The organism is Chryseobacterium sp. HNCC26DJ240 (assembly GCF_057180485.1).
Genome location: NZ_JBXUGK010000011.1, coordinates 83239 through 103641, shown reverse-complemented (window position 1 = coordinate 103641; position 20403 = coordinate 83239). Strand labels below are relative to the sequence as shown.

At 33.8% G+C, this 20403-nt stretch carries 20 protein-coding genes; all 20 read left to right on the top strand.

Features of this window, described 5'->3' with window-relative positions; genetic code table 11:
* Positions 1-729 (top strand): polysaccharide biosynthesis/export family protein (locus AC2A1G_RS19900; protein ID WP_484048627.1); only part of this gene is annotated, 729 nt, incomplete at its 5' end.
* Between the two features lie 110 nt (positions 730-839).
* Entirely contained in the window at positions 840-3215 is a 2376-nt protein-coding gene (locus AC2A1G_RS19895; RefSeq protein ID WP_484048626.1) for a GumC family protein, read from the top strand.
* An 89-nt stretch (positions 3216-3304) separates the two neighbouring features.
* Positions 3305-4603, top strand: a complete 1299-nt coding sequence (locus tag AC2A1G_RS19890) for a nucleotide sugar dehydrogenase (protein ID WP_484048625.1) — start codon at positions 3305-3307, stop codon at positions 4601-4603.
* A gap of 361 nt (positions 4604-4964) precedes the next feature.
* Positions 4965-5309, top strand: coding sequence for a phosphomannose isomerase type II C-terminal cupin domain (locus AC2A1G_RS19885; RefSeq protein WP_484048624.1), 345 nt, complete (start codon positions 4965-4967; stop codon positions 5307-5309).
* Positions 5306-6298, top strand: a complete 993-nt coding sequence (locus tag AC2A1G_RS19880) for a mannose-1-phosphate guanylyltransferase (RefSeq protein ID WP_484048623.1) — start codon at positions 5306-5308, stop codon at positions 6296-6298. The genes AC2A1G_RS19885 and AC2A1G_RS19880 overlap by 4 nt, the downstream gene beginning before the upstream one ends.
* 161 nt (positions 6299-6459) lie before the next feature.
* Positions 6460-7413 (top strand): GDP-L-fucose synthase family protein, encoded by a 954-nt coding sequence (locus AC2A1G_RS19875; RefSeq protein ID WP_484048628.1) that lies wholly within the window; start codon positions 6460-6462, stop codon positions 7411-7413.
* A 159-nt stretch (positions 7414-7572) separates the two neighbouring features.
* Positions 7573-8646, top strand: coding sequence for a GDP-mannose 4,6-dehydratase (gmd, locus tag AC2A1G_RS19870; RefSeq protein WP_484048622.1), 1074 nt, complete (start codon positions 7573-7575; stop codon positions 8644-8646).
* A 30-nt stretch (positions 8647-8676) separates the two neighbouring features.
* Positions 8677-10200, top strand: coding sequence for an MATE family efflux transporter (locus AC2A1G_RS19865; RefSeq protein ID WP_484048621.1), 1524 nt, complete (start codon positions 8677-8679; stop codon positions 10198-10200).
* On the top strand, positions 10197-11126 hold the full coding sequence (locus tag AC2A1G_RS19860) for a capsular polysaccharide synthesis protein (protein ID WP_484048620.1): 930 nt from the start codon (positions 10197-10199) through the stop codon (positions 11124-11126). The genes AC2A1G_RS19865 and AC2A1G_RS19860 overlap by 4 nt, the downstream gene beginning before the upstream one ends.
* Positions 11127-11162: 36 nt before the next feature.
* Complete coding sequence (locus AC2A1G_RS19855; RefSeq protein ID WP_484048619.1) at positions 11163-11777, top strand: DUF1919 domain-containing protein; 615 nt, start codon at positions 11163-11165, stop codon at positions 11775-11777.
* The gene (locus tag AC2A1G_RS19850; RefSeq protein ID WP_484048618.1) at positions 11774-12679 is read left to right on the top strand and encodes a glycosyltransferase family 2 protein; all 906 of its coding nucleotides are present in this window, start codon (positions 11774-11776) and stop codon (positions 12677-12679) included. The genes AC2A1G_RS19855 and AC2A1G_RS19850 overlap by 4 nt, the downstream gene beginning before the upstream one ends.
* A gap of 10 nt (positions 12680-12689) precedes the next feature.
* Positions 12690-13670, top strand: coding sequence for a glycosyltransferase family 2 protein (locus tag AC2A1G_RS19845; RefSeq protein ID WP_484048617.1), 981 nt, complete (start codon positions 12690-12692; stop codon positions 13668-13670).
* The gene (locus AC2A1G_RS19840) at positions 13660-14166 is read left to right on the top strand and encodes an acyltransferase (RefSeq protein ID WP_484048616.1); all 507 of its coding nucleotides are present in this window, start codon (positions 13660-13662) and stop codon (positions 14164-14166) included. Before AC2A1G_RS19845 ends, AC2A1G_RS19840 begins: the two co-directional genes overlap by 11 nt.
* Entirely contained in the window at positions 14163-15401 is a 1239-nt protein-coding gene (locus AC2A1G_RS19835; RefSeq protein ID WP_484048615.1) for an O-antigen ligase family protein, read from the top strand. Before AC2A1G_RS19840 ends, AC2A1G_RS19835 begins: the two co-directional genes overlap by 4 nt.
* Positions 15398-16471, top strand: coding sequence for a glycosyltransferase (locus tag AC2A1G_RS19830; RefSeq protein ID WP_484048614.1), 1074 nt, complete (start codon positions 15398-15400; stop codon positions 16469-16471). Before AC2A1G_RS19835 ends, AC2A1G_RS19830 begins: the two co-directional genes overlap by 4 nt.
* Positions 16462-17607, top strand: coding sequence for a glycosyltransferase (locus tag AC2A1G_RS19825; RefSeq protein WP_484048613.1), 1146 nt, complete (start codon positions 16462-16464; stop codon positions 17605-17607). The genes AC2A1G_RS19830 and AC2A1G_RS19825 overlap by 10 nt, the downstream gene beginning before the upstream one ends.
* A complete protein-coding gene (locus AC2A1G_RS19820; protein WP_484048612.1) occupies positions 17604-18161 on the top strand; it encodes an LbetaH domain-containing protein in 558 nt (185 codons plus the stop codon). Before AC2A1G_RS19825 ends, AC2A1G_RS19820 begins: the two co-directional genes overlap by 4 nt.
* Positions 18158-18703, top strand: coding sequence for an LbetaH domain-containing protein (locus AC2A1G_RS19815; RefSeq protein WP_484048611.1), 546 nt, complete (start codon positions 18158-18160; stop codon positions 18701-18703). Before AC2A1G_RS19820 ends, AC2A1G_RS19815 begins: the two co-directional genes overlap by 4 nt.
* On the top strand, positions 18700-19596 hold the full coding sequence (locus tag AC2A1G_RS19810; protein WP_484048610.1) for a glycosyltransferase family 2 protein: 897 nt from the start codon (positions 18700-18702) through the stop codon (positions 19594-19596). Before AC2A1G_RS19815 ends, AC2A1G_RS19810 begins: the two co-directional genes overlap by 4 nt.
* Complete coding sequence (locus AC2A1G_RS19805) at positions 19596-20336, top strand: glycosyltransferase family 2 protein (protein ID WP_484048609.1); 741 nt, start codon at positions 19596-19598, stop codon at positions 20334-20336. The genes AC2A1G_RS19810 and AC2A1G_RS19805 overlap by 1 nt, the downstream gene beginning before the upstream one ends.
* Positions 20337-20403: the final 67 nt, after the last annotated feature.

The window sequence follows — 20403 nt, the reverse complement described above, 5'->3', positions numbered from 1 at the left end:
ATGACTGATATAGACAATATGGCATTGGATAATGCAATAAAAAACAGCCGCAGTACGCTACAGCCTGGCGATCAGTTAATTGTAAATATTTCTGCTCGCGACATGGATGCGGTAAGACCATTCAATCAGAATTATTCATCATCTGCTACAGTTACTCAGTATTCAATACCGAGCTCCAATAATCTTCCCCAGCAGTTACCGGTTTCAGGCCCTACTTATTTTGTGGATACCGACTACAACATTGTTTTCCCTCAGTTGGGTAAAATCAATACTCAGGGAGAAAATATTGAGACATTCAGAAACAAACTTTCCGGTTTATTGGAGAAATACATAAAAGATCCGATTGTGGATGTGAAACTGGTCAATTTCAAAGTTTCGATTTCCGGAGAAGTGGCAAAACCGGGAACTTATGTTTTTCCTGAAGGCAACGCTACGGTATGGAGTGCTTTGGCACTGGCAGGTGATCTTACGCCTTACGGAATCAGACAGAATGTTTTGCTGATCAGAAATGTAGATGGGCAGATTACAAAACAGAGATTAGATCTTACGAGTGCAGGTTTTATGAATTCGCCGTATTATTATCTTAAACAAAACGACATTATCTACGTACAGCCGAACTCCAACAGAGAAAAAGCGGCAAGAGTAGACCCGAATTTAGGTCTTTACATCTCGGTGTCATCAGTTGTAGCATCGCTGGTAATTGGAATTATCTCTTTGACGAGAAGATAAGCAAATCTAAAGTTTGTGCAAAAAAACTAACCAACTAAACAAATCAATGCTTAACCAATTAGCCAATCTGCAGTTAAGCAAAAACAAACATCATAAGCTAAATATAAAGAGTGGATAACAATTATATCGAAGAGCAGTCGCAGGAAGAAGTTTTAGATCTTAGAGAGCAGTTCAGGCCTTACCTGTTAAAATGGTATTGGTTTGTATTGGGAGCTATTGTAGCTGTTACAGCAGCATGGTTCTTTTTAAGGTATTCTATTCCGGTATATAATACAGAATCAACGCTTCTGATTAAAGAGGTTAAAAAATCAGGTTCGGGGCAACCTGAAATGTCAGTTATATCCGAAATCAGCGGTATCGGAAGCATGGGTGCCAATTCTGTTTTAAATGAAAAACAGATTTTAAAGTCAACCAAATTAATGCTTTCTGTAGTGAGAGAATTGGGGCTGGAAACCAATATTTATTCTCAGGGCAATATCAAGGAAATTGAATTGTATAAAGATTCTGCTCCTTTCACCGTAAGAGTAATTAGCGAAAATAGAAAAGGGCAGTATCCTTCAAAACCCGTTTTCGCTACAATAGAAAAGAACGAAATTGTTTTAGAATCTGAAAGCTTCAAAAAAACAATCAGAACACCGTTCAACAAAGCACTTTCGATGCCGTTTGGGGTGATAATGTTCCAGACGAATGCAAATGCTAAAGAGACGGTATCAAACCCTGACCATAAATACAGGTTAGATTTTATGTCAGGTACCAACAGGGCTAGAAGCTACGCTCAGATGCTGAATATTGAGATTGTAGAAAAAGAAACAACAGTTCTTAAAATGTCTATGAACTATTCTGTTTCAGAAAAAGCAGAAGATATTCTCAACAGACTGGCGGTAAATTATAATCGTGAGGCTGTATTAGACAAAAACTCGGAAGCACAGAAAACAGCCGAATTCATTGACGACAGAGTTCGTCTGATTGGTGAAGAGCTTGGAGCAGTGGAAGGCCAGAAAGAAGATTTTAAAGTTAAAAACAATATTGCGGATATTGGTGCGGAAGCGGAAATATCTTTACAGACTTCGTCAAAAACCAGACAGGCTCAGATTGAGAATGAGGCACAACTCGAAACAGTGAACAGTTTATTAGGATATCTTAATACACAGAACTCAAATCAGATACTCCCTTTAAATATCGGACTGAACGATTCTGAAGCGTCCATGAATATGGGAATGTACAATCAATTGATTACTGAGAGAGCAAGGTTGTTGGAAAACTCTACGCAGTTGAATCCGGTAGTTCAGGATGTTACAAAGCAGATTACGGCACTAAGAACTTCTATCATAGGAAGTTTAAACAGAACCCGCTCTGCATTACAAATAAGCAGAAATATAATTCAGGGGGAGCAGAACAGACTGTCTGGAAGAATCTCAAAGGTGCCGTTTCAGGAAAAAATGTTCAGAAGCATAGAGAGACAGCAGACCATTAAGGAAGAATTGTATCTTCTATTATTGCAGAAAAGAGAAGAAGCTGCTATTTCATTAGCAATTGCAGCACCAAAGGCAAGAATTGTAGATTATGCATTTACTTCTCCTGCACCGGTCTCCCCTAAAAAACAGATGGTGTTTTTAGGAGCTTTGATTATTGGGCTGTTGATTCCTTTTGTGATTATTTATCTTATTGGTTTGTTAAATAATAAAATACGTTCTACACAGGACTTAGATAAACTTTCAGGTGGAAAGCCGGTAATTGGCGAAATTCCTTCTCTGGTTAAAGGAGATGAAGAATTGGTTAAAGTCAATGACCTCTCACCAATGGCAGAAGCATTCAGAATCTTAATTACCAACATAGGTTTTATGTTACCTAAAAAAGAGGAAGGCAAAGTGATTTTGGTAACCTCTACCGTGAAAGGTGAAGGAAAAACATTTATATCTGTAAACTTGGCATTAACATTGGCAACGCCGAGAACTAAAGTAATCATCATCGGTTCAGATATTAGAAATCCTCAGTTGCAGCGATACAACGAATCCCGAAAAGGGCTTACGGGATTGGCTGAATTTATGTATGACAGTAAAATTACAAGAAAAGAGATTACGCATCAGACCACATTCAATCCTCATTGTGATGTAATTTATTCAGGAGCGATTACTCCTAATCCTACAGAGCTTTTATCAAACGGAAGATACCAGGAATTGGTGCAGAGTTTAAAAGCTGACTATGACTATATCGTTTTAGATACAGCTCCGTTAATGTTGGTAACCGATTCTTTCCTGATTGCAGACGCAGCAGATATGACTTTGTACGTAACGAGATCACGATATACAGAGAAAAAACTCATCAGCTTTGCCAACACGCAGGTGGAGCAGAACAAAATTAAAAATACAGCATTCCTGCTGAATGATGTAGATACTACGAACAGCAGCTATGGCTATGGATACAAATATGGCTACGGCTACGGTGCTACTCAGAAAAAATCATGGCGCAACTGGTTTGGAAAATAAGGTAAGTCTTTAATCGTTTATTCGTTTAACTGTCTATTTGCTTATCAAATAACCAATTAAACGAATAACCAATTAACCCAATAAAAAAAATGAACAGAGATCATAAAATAGCGGTCATAGGTCTTGGCTACGTAGGTTTACCTTTAGCAAGACTGTTGGCAACAAAGTATCCTGTTGTCGGTTTTGATATCAACGAAGAACGGATTAAAGCGCTGAACAGAGGAACAGACAGCACGCTTGAAGTAGAGGAAGATTTGCTGGAGTCGGTTTTATCAGATACAAATCCTTTTGGAGCTCAGAGAACAGGATTGTTCTGTAGCGTTGATATGGCTGATATTGCTGAGGCTGATATATACATCATCACGGTTCCCACACCCATAGATAAACACAACAGACCCGATCTCACACCATTGTACAGATCTTCTGAGACAGTAGGGAAAGTGTTGAAGAAAAATGATATTGTTATCTACGAATCTACAGTGTATCCTGGGGTAACCGAAGAAGAGTGTGTTCCGGTTCTGGAAAAAATGTCAGGTTTAAAATTTAATCAGGATTTTTTTGCAGGGTATTCTCCGGAAAGAATTAATCCCGGGGATAAACAGCACACGGTAGAAAACATTCTCAAGGTAACGTCGGGTTCTACTCCTGAAATAGGAAGAATAGTAGATGATTTATATAAATCTGTTATTAGTGCAGGAACTCATCTTGCACCGAGTATAAAGGTTGCAGAGGCGTCTAAAGTAATTGAAAACTCACAGCGTGATGTAAATATTGCTTTTATGAATGAGCTGGCTAAAATATTCTCACTGATGGATATAGATACCCATGATGTTCTGGAAGCAGCAGGAACTAAATGGAATTTTCTGAAATTTAAGCCTGGTCTTGTAGGAGGTCACTGTATTGGGGTAGATCCTTTTTACCTTGCTCAGAAAGCACAGGAGATAGGATATTATTCTGAGTTGATTCTCAGTGCCCGCAGATTAAATGATTCAATGGGAGCATTTGTGGCTTCACAAGTCATTAAACTGATGATTCAGAAAGATATTACAATCAAAGGGGCCAATGTTTTAAATTTAGGAATCACATTTAAAGAAGATTGTCCGGATATTAGAAATTCTAAAGTGATTGACGTTATTTCGAATCTTGAAGAATATGGGGTAAATGTTCATACGTATGATCCATGGGCTGATAAAATGGAAGTGGCAGCAGAATATAATATTAATCTGATGAATGAGATTTCAGGCTCAGAAAAATATGATGCCATAATATTAACCGTTTCACATAAGGAATTTCTTGGTGTGGATTTGAAGAGTCTTCTCGCTGATAACGGAATCATCTATGATGTAAAAGGAAGTCTGAGCAAAGATATGGCAGACAGAAGATTATAAATTTAGGCAGCTTAATGACCTAAGCGTTTAGAGGTTTAGTTGTTCAGATTTTAATTTTTAAAAGATTAAACAAAGAATCAATTAACCAGTTAACCAATTAAACTAATACTTTTCACATAAAGAAGTAATTTTGCAAATAAGCAAATAAGCAAATAAGCAAATAAGCAAATAAGCAAATAAGCAAATAAGCAAATAAGCAAATAAGCAAATAAGCAAATAAGCAAATAAGCAAATAAGCAAATAAGCAAATAAGCAAATAATAAAATAAAGTTTAATCGTTTAACCGTTTAGTTTTTAAACAGTTAAACGAATAACCGAATAAGCAAATAAGCAGTTTTTCTGCTGCCATAATAAAATCAACATGTTAGAACATGACGTAAGACCCTGGGGCGAATACTGGGTTTTAGAAGATGCGGAGACGCACAAAGTAAAAAGAATTTTGGTCTATCCTGGAGGGAGATTATCGCTGCAGTACCACCACCACCGTGCTGAAGTATGGACAATAGTTTCCGGTACGGGAACAATTACCATCAATGATGAAATCAGAGACTACGGCACTGGAGAGGTAGCACAGATTCCTTTGGGAGCACACCACAGAATGGAAAATAAAACCGCCGAACCTGTTGTTTTTATTGAAGTGCAGTACGGAACCTACTTCGGTGAAGACGATATTGTGAGAGTGGAAGACGATTACAACAGAGCATGAAAATATTTAATGTAATATTGTCAGGAGGTGTTGGGAGCAGGCTTTGGCCGCTGTCAAGAAGAAACCATCCCAAGCAGTTCCTCAAAGTTTTTGAAGGAAAATCTCTGTTTGAATTAACAGCTGAAAGAAATAAAAAGGTTGTTGATGAATTGATGGTGGTCGGAAATTCAGATCATATCGAATGGAGTAAAGATTTATTGAAAGATATCGAACTTCCCAAAACATTTGTAACGGAGACTATCGCAAGGAATACAGCTGCAGCTATAGGATTTGCCGCTTTGGCGGTCGATGCGGATGATGTATTGATCATTACACCTTCGGATCATCTGATTCAGAATCAGGAAGCTTACGAAAAATCATTACTGGAGGCTGTAGAGCTTGCCAAAAAAGACTATGTTGTTACCTTTGGTGTAGTTCCTACAAAACCGGAAACAGGATATGGTTATATTGAATATGAAGGCAGAGATGTACTTTCTTTCAGAGAGAAACCCAATACAGAAACGGCTCAGGAATTTTTAGACAGAGGAACTTTTCTATGGAATTCAGGAATGTTTTGCTTTAAAGCAGGTGTTCTCTTAGATGAATTGAAGAAATATCAGCCCGAAGTTTTCGAAAAATCTCTGGAAGCCTGGCAAAAATCTGAAAACAATTTGCTTGATGAAGAATCTTGCAGACAGATACCTTCTATCAGCATAGATTATGCGGTGATGGAACGCTCAAAGCAAATCAAAGTAGTTCCTGCGAATTTCAGATGGAACGACTTGGGTTCGTTTGAGTCTTTATACGATTATCTTCGCACCAACGGTCATGCTGTAGACGAAAACGGCAATATGGTAATCGGTACTGAAATTTTCACAGCATTTGTAGGTATGAAAGACTGTATTTTAGTACATACACCAGATGCCATCTTAGTTCTGCAGAAAGAAAAATCTCAGGATGTAAAGAAAATCTACAGCCAGCTGGAGAAATATCAGTCTACTTTAAGATAAAAAAACGAATCAATTGAAACAGGCTCATAAAAGAGTAATTTTGCAAATAAGCAAATCATAAAATAAAGTTTAATCGTTTAACCGCTTGGTCGTTTAGTTTTTAAACAGTTAACCAAATAACCGAATAAGCAAATAAGCAGTTAAACCTCTCCACAATAATGATAACAAAACAGTCAAAAATATACATCGCTGGACACCGTGGAATGGTAGGATCAGCAATCTGGAGACAGCTCTCAGATCAGGGCTATACCAATTTAATAGGTTTAACGAGCACTGAGTTGGATCTTAAAGATCAGCAGGCGGTAAAGGCGTTCTTTGAAGAAAAGAAACCGGATGTAGTCATTGATGCAGCAGCCAGAGTGGGCGGAATTTTGGCAAACAACAACTATCCGTACCAGTTTTTAATGGAGAACATGCAGATTCAGAACAACCTTATTGATGCTGCATTGCAGAATGAGGTGGAAAAATTTATTTTCCTCGGCTCTTCATGCATCTATCCTAAACTGGCGCCGCAGCCTTTAAAAGAAGAATATTTATTAACAGATACTTTGGAGCCTACCAATGAATGGTACGCCGTGGCAAAAATTACAGGAATCAAAACCTGTGAGGCCATCAGAAAACAGTTCGGTAAAGATTACGTTTCTCTGATGCCGACCAACCTGTATGGAACGCACGACAATTTCGACCTGAAAACGTCTCATGTTTTACCTGCAATGATCAGAAAGTTTCATGAAGCAAAAGAAAACAACAATGCTGCAGTCACTTTATGGGGATCAGGTACACCAATGAGAGAATTCCTTTTCGTAGACGATATGGCAGCATCTGTAATCTTTGCTTTAGAAAATGTACTTCCGGAACACCTGTACAATGTAGGAACAGGGGTAGATATGACCATCAGAGAATTGGCAGAATTGATTCAGAAAGTGGTTGGCCATACAGGAGAAATCCTTTGGGATGCAGAAAAACCGGACGGTACCCCAAGAAAACTCATGGACGTCTCAAAAATGCACGATTTGGGATGGAAACACAAAGTAGAGCTGGAGCAGGGCATCACCAAAACATACAACTGGTTTTTGGAAAACATTAACAACTTTAAGGAAGTAAAAATGAGCTGATGTGAAAATGTCATTGCGAGGAGCGAGGCACGAACGACAGCTTGTCCCGATGATTCGGGAAAGCAATCCGTTGAGCACAGCTTAGCATTGAAGACATTGCACACCATCAATCATCAATCATCAATAATCAACCATCATTTATAAAAATACATCATAACGATGAAAACAGCATTAATCACCGGAGTTACAGGCCAGGACGGCTCATATTTAGCAGAATTACTTTTAGAAAAAGGATATAAAGTACACGGCATCAAAAGAAGAGCTTCTTCATTCAATACACAGAGAATCGACCATTTGTACCAGGATCAGCATGAGCAGAATGTAAACTTTACACTTCATTATGGTGATTTGACTGATTCTATGAACGTCATCAGAATCATTCAGGAAGTACAGCCGGATGAGATTTACAATTTGGGGGCAATGTCTCATGTGAAAGTATCGTTTGATTCTCCTGAATATGTGGCGAATGTAGACGGTATCGGAACTTTGAGAATTCTGGAAGCAGTACGTATTTTAGGTCTCGAAAAGAAAACAAGAATCTATCAGGCTTCTACTTCAGAATTGTACGGTGGTCTTCCTGAAAATAAAAATGCAGCTGGATTCTATGACGAAAACTCACCGTTTTATCCTCGTTCTCCTTACGGAGCAGCAAAGATTTACGGTTTCTGGATTACAAAAAACTACCGTGAAGCCTATGGAATGTTTGCCTGCAACGGTATTCTGTTCAACCACGAATCTCCGAGAAGAGGGGAAACTTTCGTAACCCGTAAAATCACCATGGCTACAGCTGCAATTGCCAAAGGAAAGCAGGAATGTCTGTATTTAGGAAATTTAAATGCTTTACGTGATTGGGGGCATGCCAAAGACTACGTAGAAGCCATGTGGAGAATCCTTCAGCAGGATAAACCTGAGGATTTCGTAATTGCTATGGGAGAAACCACTTCTGTACGTGATTTTGTAAGAATGGCTTTCCTTGAAATTGGGGTTGAATTATCTTTTGAAGGCGAGAATGAATCTGAAATTGCTAAAGTAGTATCATGCAGCAATCCTTTATACCAGTTGGAAATTGGAAAAACTGTAGTTTCCGTAGACCCTGATTATTACAGACCTACAGAAGTTGATCTTTTGATTGGTGATCCTACAAAGTCTAAAACACAGTTGGGTTGGGTGCCTCAATATGACTTGGCTGGATTGGTGAGAGAGATGGTGGAGAGTGATTTGAAGATTTTATAATATATTAAATTTACAGTATTAGCTATAAGTATGTCTTCAAATAAAGTAATTGCCAAAAACACTCTGTTTTTATATTTCAGAATGTTTTTTAATATGGCTGTGAGTTTATATACATCACGGATTATACTAAAAATATTAGGAGTTGAGGATTTTGGAATTTACAATTTAGTTGGAGGTATTGTAGTATTATTTACTTTTCTAAACGGGGCATTGTCTGGTGCAACACATAGGTTTATAAATTTTGAAAAAGCTAGTAATATAAAGGAAAATATTAATAGAGTTTTTAACATCAGTATTACTACACATATTATAATTTCAATTATAATATTACTTCTTGCCGAAACCATCGGAATTTGGATTTTGAATTATAAATTAAAAATACCGAATGATAGACTATTTGTATCAAATATTGTATTTCAGTTATCAGTACTTACAACAATAATTGATGTACTTAGAGTACCATACAATTCTATGATTGTAGCATACGAAAAAATGTCTTATTATGCATTTGTGGGTATTTTGGAAACCGTTTGTAAACTTTTAGTTGTTTTTTCTCTCAGTCTATTTACAGACGTAGATCATTTATTACTATACGGAATTCTACTCGTTGCAGTAAACTTGGTAATAAACATTTTTTATTATGTGTATTGTAAAAAGCATTTTAGAGAGGAAACAAAGCTAAAATACTATTCAGACAGAAATAAATTAAAAGAATTATTTACATTTTCAGGATGGCTTTTAATCGAGCAGGTAGCTTACGTGGCAAATACGCAGGGTATTAGTATAGTTGTTAATCTTTTTCATGGAGTCGTTGGAAATGCATCTGTAGGAATAGCAAATCAAGCTAATGGTGCTGTTTATAATTTTATTAGAAATTTTCAGACGGCATTTCAGCCTCAAATTATACAGACATATGCTGGAGATTCTTTAGAAAATCATCGTAATTTAGTTCTAAAAACATCAAAATATTCTTTTTTTTTGGTAGCTATATTGGGTGTCCCTTTTTTACTGTTTCCCAACACAATTTTAAATTTTTGGTTGGGGAGTGAAACTCCAAAAAATAGTGCAGAAATCTTATCAGTGATTATCATTATTTCTTTCATTGAAGCTATTGCAGGTCCGTTTTGGATGTCAGCGACGGCTATTGGAAAAATAAAAAAATATACACTTACTTTAACAGCTATAGATTTACTTACAGTACCTTTAGCCTATATATTTATGCTGCAGAGCTTTCCAATTACATACGTTTTTATAGCAAAACTTATTACACAAATATTATTACAGATTTTTAGATACTTTTATTTAAATGAAATTCTGCATTTTGAAAAAAATAAATTGTTTAATCATTTGAAATCCATTGGCGCGATACTTCTATTTTTATTTTGTATATATTGGGTAGGTCATACTTATAAATCTATTTCTTTGTTAGAATTTTCTTTGAAAATATTATCTTATGAAACCATTTTGATACTTGTTATCTATTTATTGGGTATTGATAATGATGAGAAAAGCTTTATTATGCAGATGATTAAATCAAAATTTGCGAAAAAATGAAAAAAATAAAATCTTTTGTAAGAAAAAAGCTTCAGCAAAATGTAATTTTAAATAAGTATCGATTACATGAAATAATTCAAGGTCAGAATGAAATGGCTTCTCATTGGAAATCAATGATTGAAAAGTATGAGAAGAATGAAATCTATAATTTTGAATTTAAAAAGAAAGTTACATTTGATTCAAAGAAGATAATCTGGCAATTTTGGGCTCAGGCTAATAACTATAATGATTTACCTGATATTGTACAACTATGCTATAAATCTGTAGATCAATACTGTGATGATTATACCGTTATTCGTCTTAGTATGGATAATATTTCAGATTATATAGATTTACCCGAATTTGTTTTGCGGAAATTGAATACATCAAACTTTACGTACACTTTCTTTTCTGATTTATTGCGTGTGATACTTTTAAATGTTTACGGAGGAGTTTGGCTAGATGCAACCATTTTACTAACCGATCATTTAAGTAAATTTAAATATGTTCAGAGTGACTTTTTTTCATTTGAAAGATCATCTTCAAAACCAAAGAATTATAAATTTTTTGAAAGAACACTTATGCAATATTGGAGTTGGGATAAAAATTTCAAAGTAAGATTTTTAAGTAGTTTTATAATATGTAATTCTGATTCTAAAATTTTAAAGTACTGTCAGGACTTACTGCTTAATTATTGGAAGATCCAAAAAGAAAATCAACATTATTTTTCTTTTCAAATACTATATAATGAAATCTTAATAAATTTATCAGGTCTAGATGATAGAAATACAGAGGCAGATCATTTTGTTCATTTTTTACACAACAAGATAGTGAATAGCAACTTTGATATGTCTTTTGATGAGATTTTACAGAAATCATCTATACATAAGCTAACCTACATTGATGATGAAAAAATGAAAATTCTTAAAACTGTCTTAGCGAAATGATAGTAACGTTTTTAATTATTAATGTATAGAATTATAATGATACAATTTTTAAAGCAATTTTTCTCAAAAAGTAAAGAAAAAAAAGTAACTGAACCGTTTGCAATTATTAGTAATAATTGTTGGGGAGGAGAAATATACAGAGAATACTCAGTTTCATACAACACACCATTTATTGGTCTTTTTGTCTATGCACAAGATTATATTAAACTCTTAGAAAACTTTAGTGAATATATTTCAACGCCTTTAGGTTTTACTGAAAAATCTAAATGGATAGATAATTTTAATTACCCAGTTGGACTGTTAGGAGATGTGGAAATTCATTTTTTACATTATAAAAGTAAAGAGGAAGCAGCTGCAAAATGGTCGAGAAGATTGAATAGATTGTTGGAAGTTCCTCAAGAGAATTGGTTCTATAAAATTTGTGACAGAGATGGGGGCAAAGAAGATATTATAAAAAGATTTCATTCTCTTAATTTTAATCATAAGTTGTCATTTGCAATCTATGATTTTGATAATGCAAATCATGTTAAAGTTCGTGAAAATGAGAATTTTAAAACTGTTGAAGATGGAGTCCTTTTATATAAAGTTACACACAAGTACATCGATATTTTATATTGGATAAATAACAAAAGTATTAAAAGAGTGTTATGAATCATTTAATTTCAGTAATTGTTCCAATATATAATGTTGAAAAGTATTTGGCAAAATGTATTGAATCTATTTTGGTACAAAGCTATAAAAACTTAGAGATAATCTTGGTAAATGACGGCTCTCCAGATTCAAGCGGTGAGATTTGTAATAGTTACTCAGCTCAGGATGACCGAATTATTGTTATTGAAAAAGAAAATGGTGGACTTTCAGACGCCAGAAATGCCGGAATAAAAATAGCAAAAGGTGAGTATATATCATTTGTAGACAGTGATGATTTAGTACATCCCGATTTTATAAAATTGCTCTATGAAAATATTGGAGGTTCTAAAATGATTTTTTGTGATTTACAAAGATTTGAAAATGAGAATGAACTTATCAATAGCTCTATAAATTCATTCAAAGTTCAAACACTTAGTCAGGAATTTCTGTTCAATCATATGACAGACTTCCGCAACCCTTTAGTCATTGTAGCTTGGAATAAATTGTATCACAAATCAATTTGGGAAAATATCTCTTATCCAAAAGGTAAAGTTCATGAAGATGAATATGTAATACACAAGATTTTAAATGAAAATAAAGAGGTGATTTTTATTGATACTCCATTGTATTATTATAGAATGCGGAATGACAGTATAATGAGTGACAACAGTAAAATGTTAGCGAAAATTCAGTATTTGATAGAATCAAAAAATGAAAGATTAAACTTTTTTAATGAAAAAGGACTTCAAGATGCTGTTGAAAAAGAAAAAAAATATATTAACAATTGCTATCTAAGTGCGCTGAGATTTTATTCTTTCAAAAATTTACCATCCACTTATCAGAATCATATTAAAAGAAATCTGCTTAAGTTTAGCTTTAGACAGAAATTACAGTTCGTTTATTATAGTTTAAAGAAAAAATAGAATAGTTTACATGAAACATTTTATCTCAATAGTTGTTCCTTGCTATAATGCTTCGGCTTTCTTTGAACCGTTATTTGTTTGTTTGAAAAATCAGTCTTGTAATGATTTTGAGCTTGTAATGGTAAACGACGGAAGTACTGATCATTCTGAATCAGAGTTTGAAAGATGGTCAAAAGATTTAAATTTTAAGACTCAATGGATAAATCAGAAGAATGGAGGTCCTGGCAAAGCAAGAAAAACTGGAATTGAAAATGTTTCCGGTGATTATATATTTTTTTTGGATGCAGATGATTTTTTAGTTCCAGACTGTGTTCAATTTTGGTATGATGAAATCTCAAAAGATAATTTTGATATCCTTATTGCTAACTCTAAGACAATTTCTGAAAATGGCGAAATCTTAGGTATTTCTTCTTTTAAGAGAGAATTTAAAATACCATATTTAGATTTCTTGTATCAGAATTTCCCGTTTACTCTATGGCCAAGCCTATACAGAAAATCATTATTTGAAAACATTGATTTTTATGAAGACTTTAGAACAGGAGAAGATTTCTTGATAATGTGTCAATTATTTTCAATTGAAAACCTTAAAATTAAACTGGCTGAAAAAATAATCCATGAATATATTAGAAATAAGGGAAGTATCACATCTTCAATGAGTGACGAAAAATACCTACAAAATTATTTGGCATACAAGAATGGCATAGCATACTTTGATAGACTTGTTTGTCCTGATAATACTGAACTACAAAATGCCATTATTTTTAATAGAGTGATATTTATTTATGGGTCAGTTTCTAACAATTCACCGTATTGTAAAAACTTAATGGGAGAACTTGAAAATAGATATGATAAAGGTAAAGTTAGAAATATATTAAAAGGTTTACCTCTAAAGAATAAAATTGTTCTAAAGCTCTCATTAAATGGAGATTGGGGGCTTAGTTTAAGTAAAATGATTGTAAAATTGTCTAAAAAAATCAATTATGAATCCTAAGATTTTATTTGTATATAATATATTAAGGTTATTTTTACCGGAAACAAGTTTATTTTCTTTTAAAAATTATATATTGAGGCTATCTGGTGTAAAAATTTGTAAAAATGTTAAAATTTGTTCTAGTGTTAAAATTTCAGGAGACGGAAAATTAGTAGTAGGTAATAATAGCTGGATAGGTTTAGACACGACGATTTTATCTTCTGGTAAAGCAACTGTAATAATTGGAAGCAATGTTGATATAGCGCCTCAAGTGTTTATTGGCACTGGAACCCATGAGTTTAATACAGATGAAACACGCGTAGCAGGATTTGGTATCAATCAAGATATTTCTATCGGTGACGGAACTTGGGTGGGGGCAAGATCTACAATTCTTCCTGGAGTCAATGTAGGTAGTATGTGTATGATTGCCGCAGGATCTGTTGTGATACGTGATGTTCCAGATTATTCTTTGGTTGGAGGTGTTCCTGCTAAATTCATAAAAAATATAAATAAATGAGTAGAAATCTCAAGTTGTATTATTTTTTAGCAAATGTTTTAACTTTGATTGTGGTGCTGGCGAATAATGCTTTAGTAGGCGATTTCACGTCAATTTACTATGCTACATGTATAATTTCTTTCGTTCCAATTTTGTTTTTGGCGGGGAATGAAAAGAAAAAGCATAATATATTTGCCTTATTTTTATATTTAGTTTCGATTGTAAGCTTTACTTTTAATGATGTTGATCCTGTATTTCAATCTTTTTTCAGATTTACTATTTTTTCAGTAATATCAATACTTGTTGGACCACTCATTAGTTCTAAAAGTCTGTCATTATACAGGTATAAATTACTTATAAATCTTCTGGTAATTTTGGTAATAATTGTATTGGGATCATTTATTCTTACATTTGCAGGCTTGTATAAAGGTTTTGCTCTATCACAAGATGGTTCTGTTCAGATGTATCAAGGGCTCTTTAGCCATACTATGGTAATGTCTCCCATGGCAGGAATTAGTTTTCTTGTCATATTATCATATTATCTTAAACCAATTGGATTCTTACAAAGATTTAAAGCAAAAAGATTATTTCTTTTTCATGTTGTAATGATTTTAGGATTAATAATTTCCTTTTTTTCGGCAATTATGGCTGGTTCAAGATCAGCTGTAGGAGCACTTATTATTGCATGTATTTTGTTTTTTATTGTCTACAGTAAATTTAAGATATTTAAATTTTCAAAAATAATTTTACCAATTATTATCTTATTGGTTTTTAGTTTTCCATTATGGAAGAATAAAACAACTTTTTTAGTTGGAAAAATAGAAAATAATCAAGCTGCTGGTAGTTCAACAGCTTCTAGAGATAGTAAATGGAATCAACGTATTGACGAGTTCTTATCATCTCCAATTTATGGAATTGGCTTTGCGTCCGTTGACCCAAACGGAGAGGATGAATATAATAAAGAAAATGGTCAAATTGAACCTGGAACATCTTGGTTAGCAATTCTCTCAATGACGGGAATCATCGGATTCAGTTCAGTGTTATGTATGTTTTATTATACTATTATTATATTATGTAAAAACTATTTAACTTCAATGAATATGATGTGCTTATTACTAATAAGTATTTTAACTTTTTTCTCAATTCACATGATTGCGGAAGGATATTTTCTTTCCTCGGGCTCTTTATCATTTTTTATGGTTTGGCTATGTTTAGGGGTTTCTCAAAGTTATATACATAAAAATCAATTCTCATGAAGTTTATTTTTTGGCAAAATATCCTCAGCCTCCATCAGTCTGCTTTTATTAGAAATCTTGCAGAAAAAAATAATGTGATTCTACTCTCTGAAAAGGGCTTAGATGAAGAAAGAACTAAAGATGGTTGGAATATACCCGATTTTGGTAATGCAACTGTTGTAGTTTCGCCAACTGATGATGAAATAAATTTCTATTTAAATTATAAAGATTCAGTTCACATTTTCACAGGAATAAAAGCTTTTCCAATGGTCGATAAAGCTTTTAGAATTGCCGTAAAACTAAATCTCAGAATTGGGGTGCAATTAGAACCCTACAAATCTGTGGGCTTTAGGGGATACCTACGTAAACTAAAATATTATATTTTACAGAAAAGATTCGGAAAAAATATAGACTTTTTATTAATTATGAGCACATCAGGTTGCATTTCTTATCAGAAAGTCGGGTTTAAAAGAAATAAAATATTTAACTGGGCATACTTTACAGAAGAGCAGAACACTAAAATCGCAACAAAGAATACAGAAAATTTACCAAAATTATTGTTTGTAGGAAGACTTGATCTAAATAAAAATCTATTAGGAATTCTTCCTATTATAAAAAATCATCTTGATAAGATAGAATCTTTTACAATAATTGGAGATGGTATCTTACAGAATGAAATAGTGAAGTGGACAAATGACAAGATTAAGTATAAAGGAATAATTCCTAACAGAGATATCTTTGATGAAATTGCAAAAGCTGACATTTTGGTTTTACCAAGCTTATATGATGGCTGGGGTGCCGTAGTAAATGAAGCACTTACTATGGGAACAAAAGTCTTATGCTCAAAAAACTGTGGTTCAAGTGACTTGGTTAGTGGTAAAAGAGGAAAAGTGTTTTCATATGAGAGTAAAAATTTTGAACTTCAACTTCTAAATATAATAGAAGAAGGTTGTATCTCTGATAATTTAAGAAAGGAAATTGCAGATTGGTCAAGAAATCACATTTCGGGAAAATCAGCTGCAGAGTATTTTGTTAGCATAATAAAACATATTTATAACAATGAAAAGATACCGTCTGCCCCATGGATATAAATAATAATTTAAAAATTGCGCACTGCATTGCCTCAATGGACAGAAAGTCGGGAGGTACGACAACTGCAGTTTTGGATATTTTGATGGAACAGTCAAAATTTGCTAATGTGGAATTATACACTTTAAACTCTTCTGATCAGGTTTTAATACCCACAGATAGACTTCGTCTATATTCTGAAAATCCTTCTTTTTTAGATTATTCAATTGGTTTAAAACGTAGATTGAAAGAGTCTAATGCGGATATTTTTCATGTCCATGCTTTATGGAATCTGCCGATGCATCAAACGTCTGCATACGCGCGAAAAATAAATAAAAAGTATGTTATTTCGGTTCACGGCATGCTGCATCCTTGGGCTATAGAAAACAAGGGTTTAAAAAAGAAAATTGCGTTAAAATTATATCAGCATTTAGATTTATTAAAAGCAAACTGTCTTCACGCAACATCATTTTTTGAAGCCCAGTACATAAAGAATCAGGGATATAAGAATCCAATTGCTGTAATACCCAATGGTATAAATCTTTCAGATTATCCTTTGAAAAATAATATGGTAAAAAACAGTACAAGGAAAGTTCTTTTTTTGTCTAGGATTCATTTTCAAAAAGGTATTGAAGAGTTAATTTCGGCGTGGTCAAACATTCCAGCTAATCTTCGTTTAAATTGGGAACTTGAGATAATTGGTAGTGGTGATTCTGAATATATAAATGGTTTAAAAAACAGGATTGAAAAATTAAATTTACAAGAGCAAATTAAGATAGGAGAAGCTCAATATGGAGAAGCTAAAATTCAGGCTTATCATTCAGCAGACCTTTTTGTACTACCTACTTATAGTGAAAATTTTGGAATGGTAGTCGCAGAAGCACTGTCCTGCGGTGTTCCCGTAATTACAACAAAAGGAACACCTTGGAAAGATTTGAATGATTATTACTCTGGTGCTTGGATTGATCTTGGAGTTGATGCATTAAAAAACACATTGGAAGAGTACTTGCAAAAAAGTCAGATAGAATTAATGGAAATGGGTAAAAATGGTAGAAAACTCGTAGAAGAAAAATATTCAATAGAGTTAGTTGGAAAGCAATTCAGGGAGTTGTACGAATGGATTTTAGATAAAAGTGAAAAACCTGATTTCGTATTATGAGTAGTGAAAACAAAATAAATTTAGCAAACTATCAAAATAAGTTAAGTCTTAAGAATAAGATAGGAAGGCTTATATGGCAAATAATTTATATCTTATTTTTTAGATACTTTAGTTTCAAAATTTTTAATAGCTGGAGAATTTTCTTATTAAGAATTTTTGGAGCAAAAATTGGTAACGGATGTGTTATTTATTCAAGTGTTAAAATATGGGCACCTTGGAATTTAGAGATTGGTAATTTTGTAGCATTAGGATCTCATGTTGATTATTATAATGTTGATAAAATAATCATTGGTTCAAACACAACAATTTCGCAATACGCATTTTTATGTTCAGCTTCTCACGATGTAGCATCTATAGAAAATCCGCTCATTACTGCTCCCATTATCATTGAAGATCAGTCATGGGTAGCCGCAGGATCATTTATAACCATGGGAGTGACCATTGGGCAAGGATCTGTAGTCGGAGCTAGAGCTTGTGTATTCAAGAACGTTGAGCCTTGGACAATTGTAGGTGGGAATCCGGCAAAATTTTTAAAAAATAGAGTATTAAAATGAAGTTAAATGATTATAATCCGATACAAACTACTTCTTTTACAACACTTGAGAAAATAAAATCAAGAATTTGGAAGGTTATTAACATAAGTGTTTTTCGATTATCACCCTATAATTTTAGAGGATACAGAAGATTTTTACTTACTATTTTCGGTGCGAAAGTGTCAAAAACGGCATCTATTGACAGAAAAGCTAAAATTGATTTTCCATGGAACTTTACTATCGGGGATTACAGTAGTGTTGGAGAAAATACGTGGATTTATTGTCTAGACAAAATTGTAATAGGACAAAAAACGTGTATTGGTGAAGATGTTTATCTTATAACCGGATCTCATGACTTAGAGAGCAAAAGTTTTTCATTAATCACTAAACCAATAATTATTGGAGATGGTGTTTGGTTGTCAACAGGTGTAAAAGTTTTTCCAGGAGTTCATGTTGGTGAATTTGCTGTTGCTGGAGCATTTTCATCTGTTTTAAAAGATATTTCAGAAAATGAAGTTTGGGCTGGTGTACCGGCTAAGTTTATAAAGAAGAGATTTTTATGAAAATTGAAACTTCACTCACAGCCATAGTTCTTACCCACAACGAAGAAATTCATTTAGAAAGATGTATTGATTCATTGAAAGGCTTGTGCAGGAAAATAATTATTGTAGATTCTTTTTCAAATGATAAAACAAAGCAGATTGCGCTCGAAAGTGGATGTGAATTTTATGAAAATAAATGGATCAACTATGCCGAACAGTTCAATTGGGCTTTAGATAACTGCAAAATTACAACAGATTGGGTTCTTCGAATTGATGCGGATGAGTATCTGTACGAAGAAGATATTTCAGAAGTAGTAAAAGCTTTAAATGCAGCAGATAACGAAATCTCCGGATTCACACTGAAATTAGTTCGTTTCTTCATGCAGAGAGAGATGAAAAAAATGCCACAAATCAAAATGCTGAGACTCTTCCGTTTTGGAAAAGGAAGGTCAGAACTGCGTTGGATGGATGAGCATATTCAGATTGAATCAGGAAGCATAAAAGATTTAAATGTCCGTTTTGCAGATAATAATCTCAATAATATTGGGTGGTGGACAACAAAGCACAATGGATATTCTATCCGCGAAGCTATTGACTTGCTGGATGTAGAATACAATATATTGGGTAATATCCATCAGACCAATCTGGATGAGCAGGCAATTAAAAAAAGAAATTTAAAACTAAAATATGCACAAAGTCCTCTTTTCTTACGAGCATTCATCTACTTTTCGTACCGATATTTTTTTAAACTTGGTTTTTTAGATGGTAAAGAAGGATTTTTGTGGAACTTTCTGCAAGGTTGGTGGTACAGAACATTGGTGGATGCAAAAGTATATGAGATTAAGAAGAATTGTGGAACTGATATTCCAAAAATAAAAGAGTATATTTTAAAAAATTATAATATAAAGCTGTAATGAAAATCTCAATAATAACCGTTTGTTACAATTCAGAGAAAACGCTGGAAGATACAATCAGATCGGTAGCAGCACAGACTTATCAGGATATTGAATACATTATTGTAGACGGCAACTCGAAAGATGAAACGCTAAACATCATTAAAAAATACCCGGATACCGTTACAAAATGGGTGTCTGAACAGGACAGAGGACTGTATGATGCCATGAATAAAGGCATTGCCATGGCAACAGGTGATTACATTGGAATATTAAATTCTGATGATACTTTTTTTGAGCCCGAAACCGTAGGTAAAATAGTTGATTTTCTGCTTCATAATCCTGTAGATGCGTGTACAGGGGATATTGTACAGCACAGAAACGGCAAAATCATCAGAAGATACTCATCCAAAAGATGGAACCCAGCTAAATTAAAAATTGGTTTCATGCCTCCGCATCCTTCCATTTTCTTTAAAAAAGAGCTTTTTTCTTCATTGGGAAATTACGTTCTGGGGTACAGGATAGCTTCGGATTACGAGTTGATCATCAGATACTTCCTGAATCATCAGATCAGCTGGAAATATTCCGGAATTATCACCACCTCCATGGCTGTAGGTGGCGCGAGCAGCTCAGGAATGGGCAGTTACCACACCATCACAGAAGAAGTAGGCAAGGCCTTTAAAGACAATCAAATTGACTACTCACCACTGAAAGTAAAATACAGAATGGTCTGGAAACTCTTCAGTTTTATAAAAAAGTAAAATTAATAACGTTGAGAGTCTATATTGACATAGAATTTTTCCTCCCTTTAGGGTCGGGGTAAAGAAA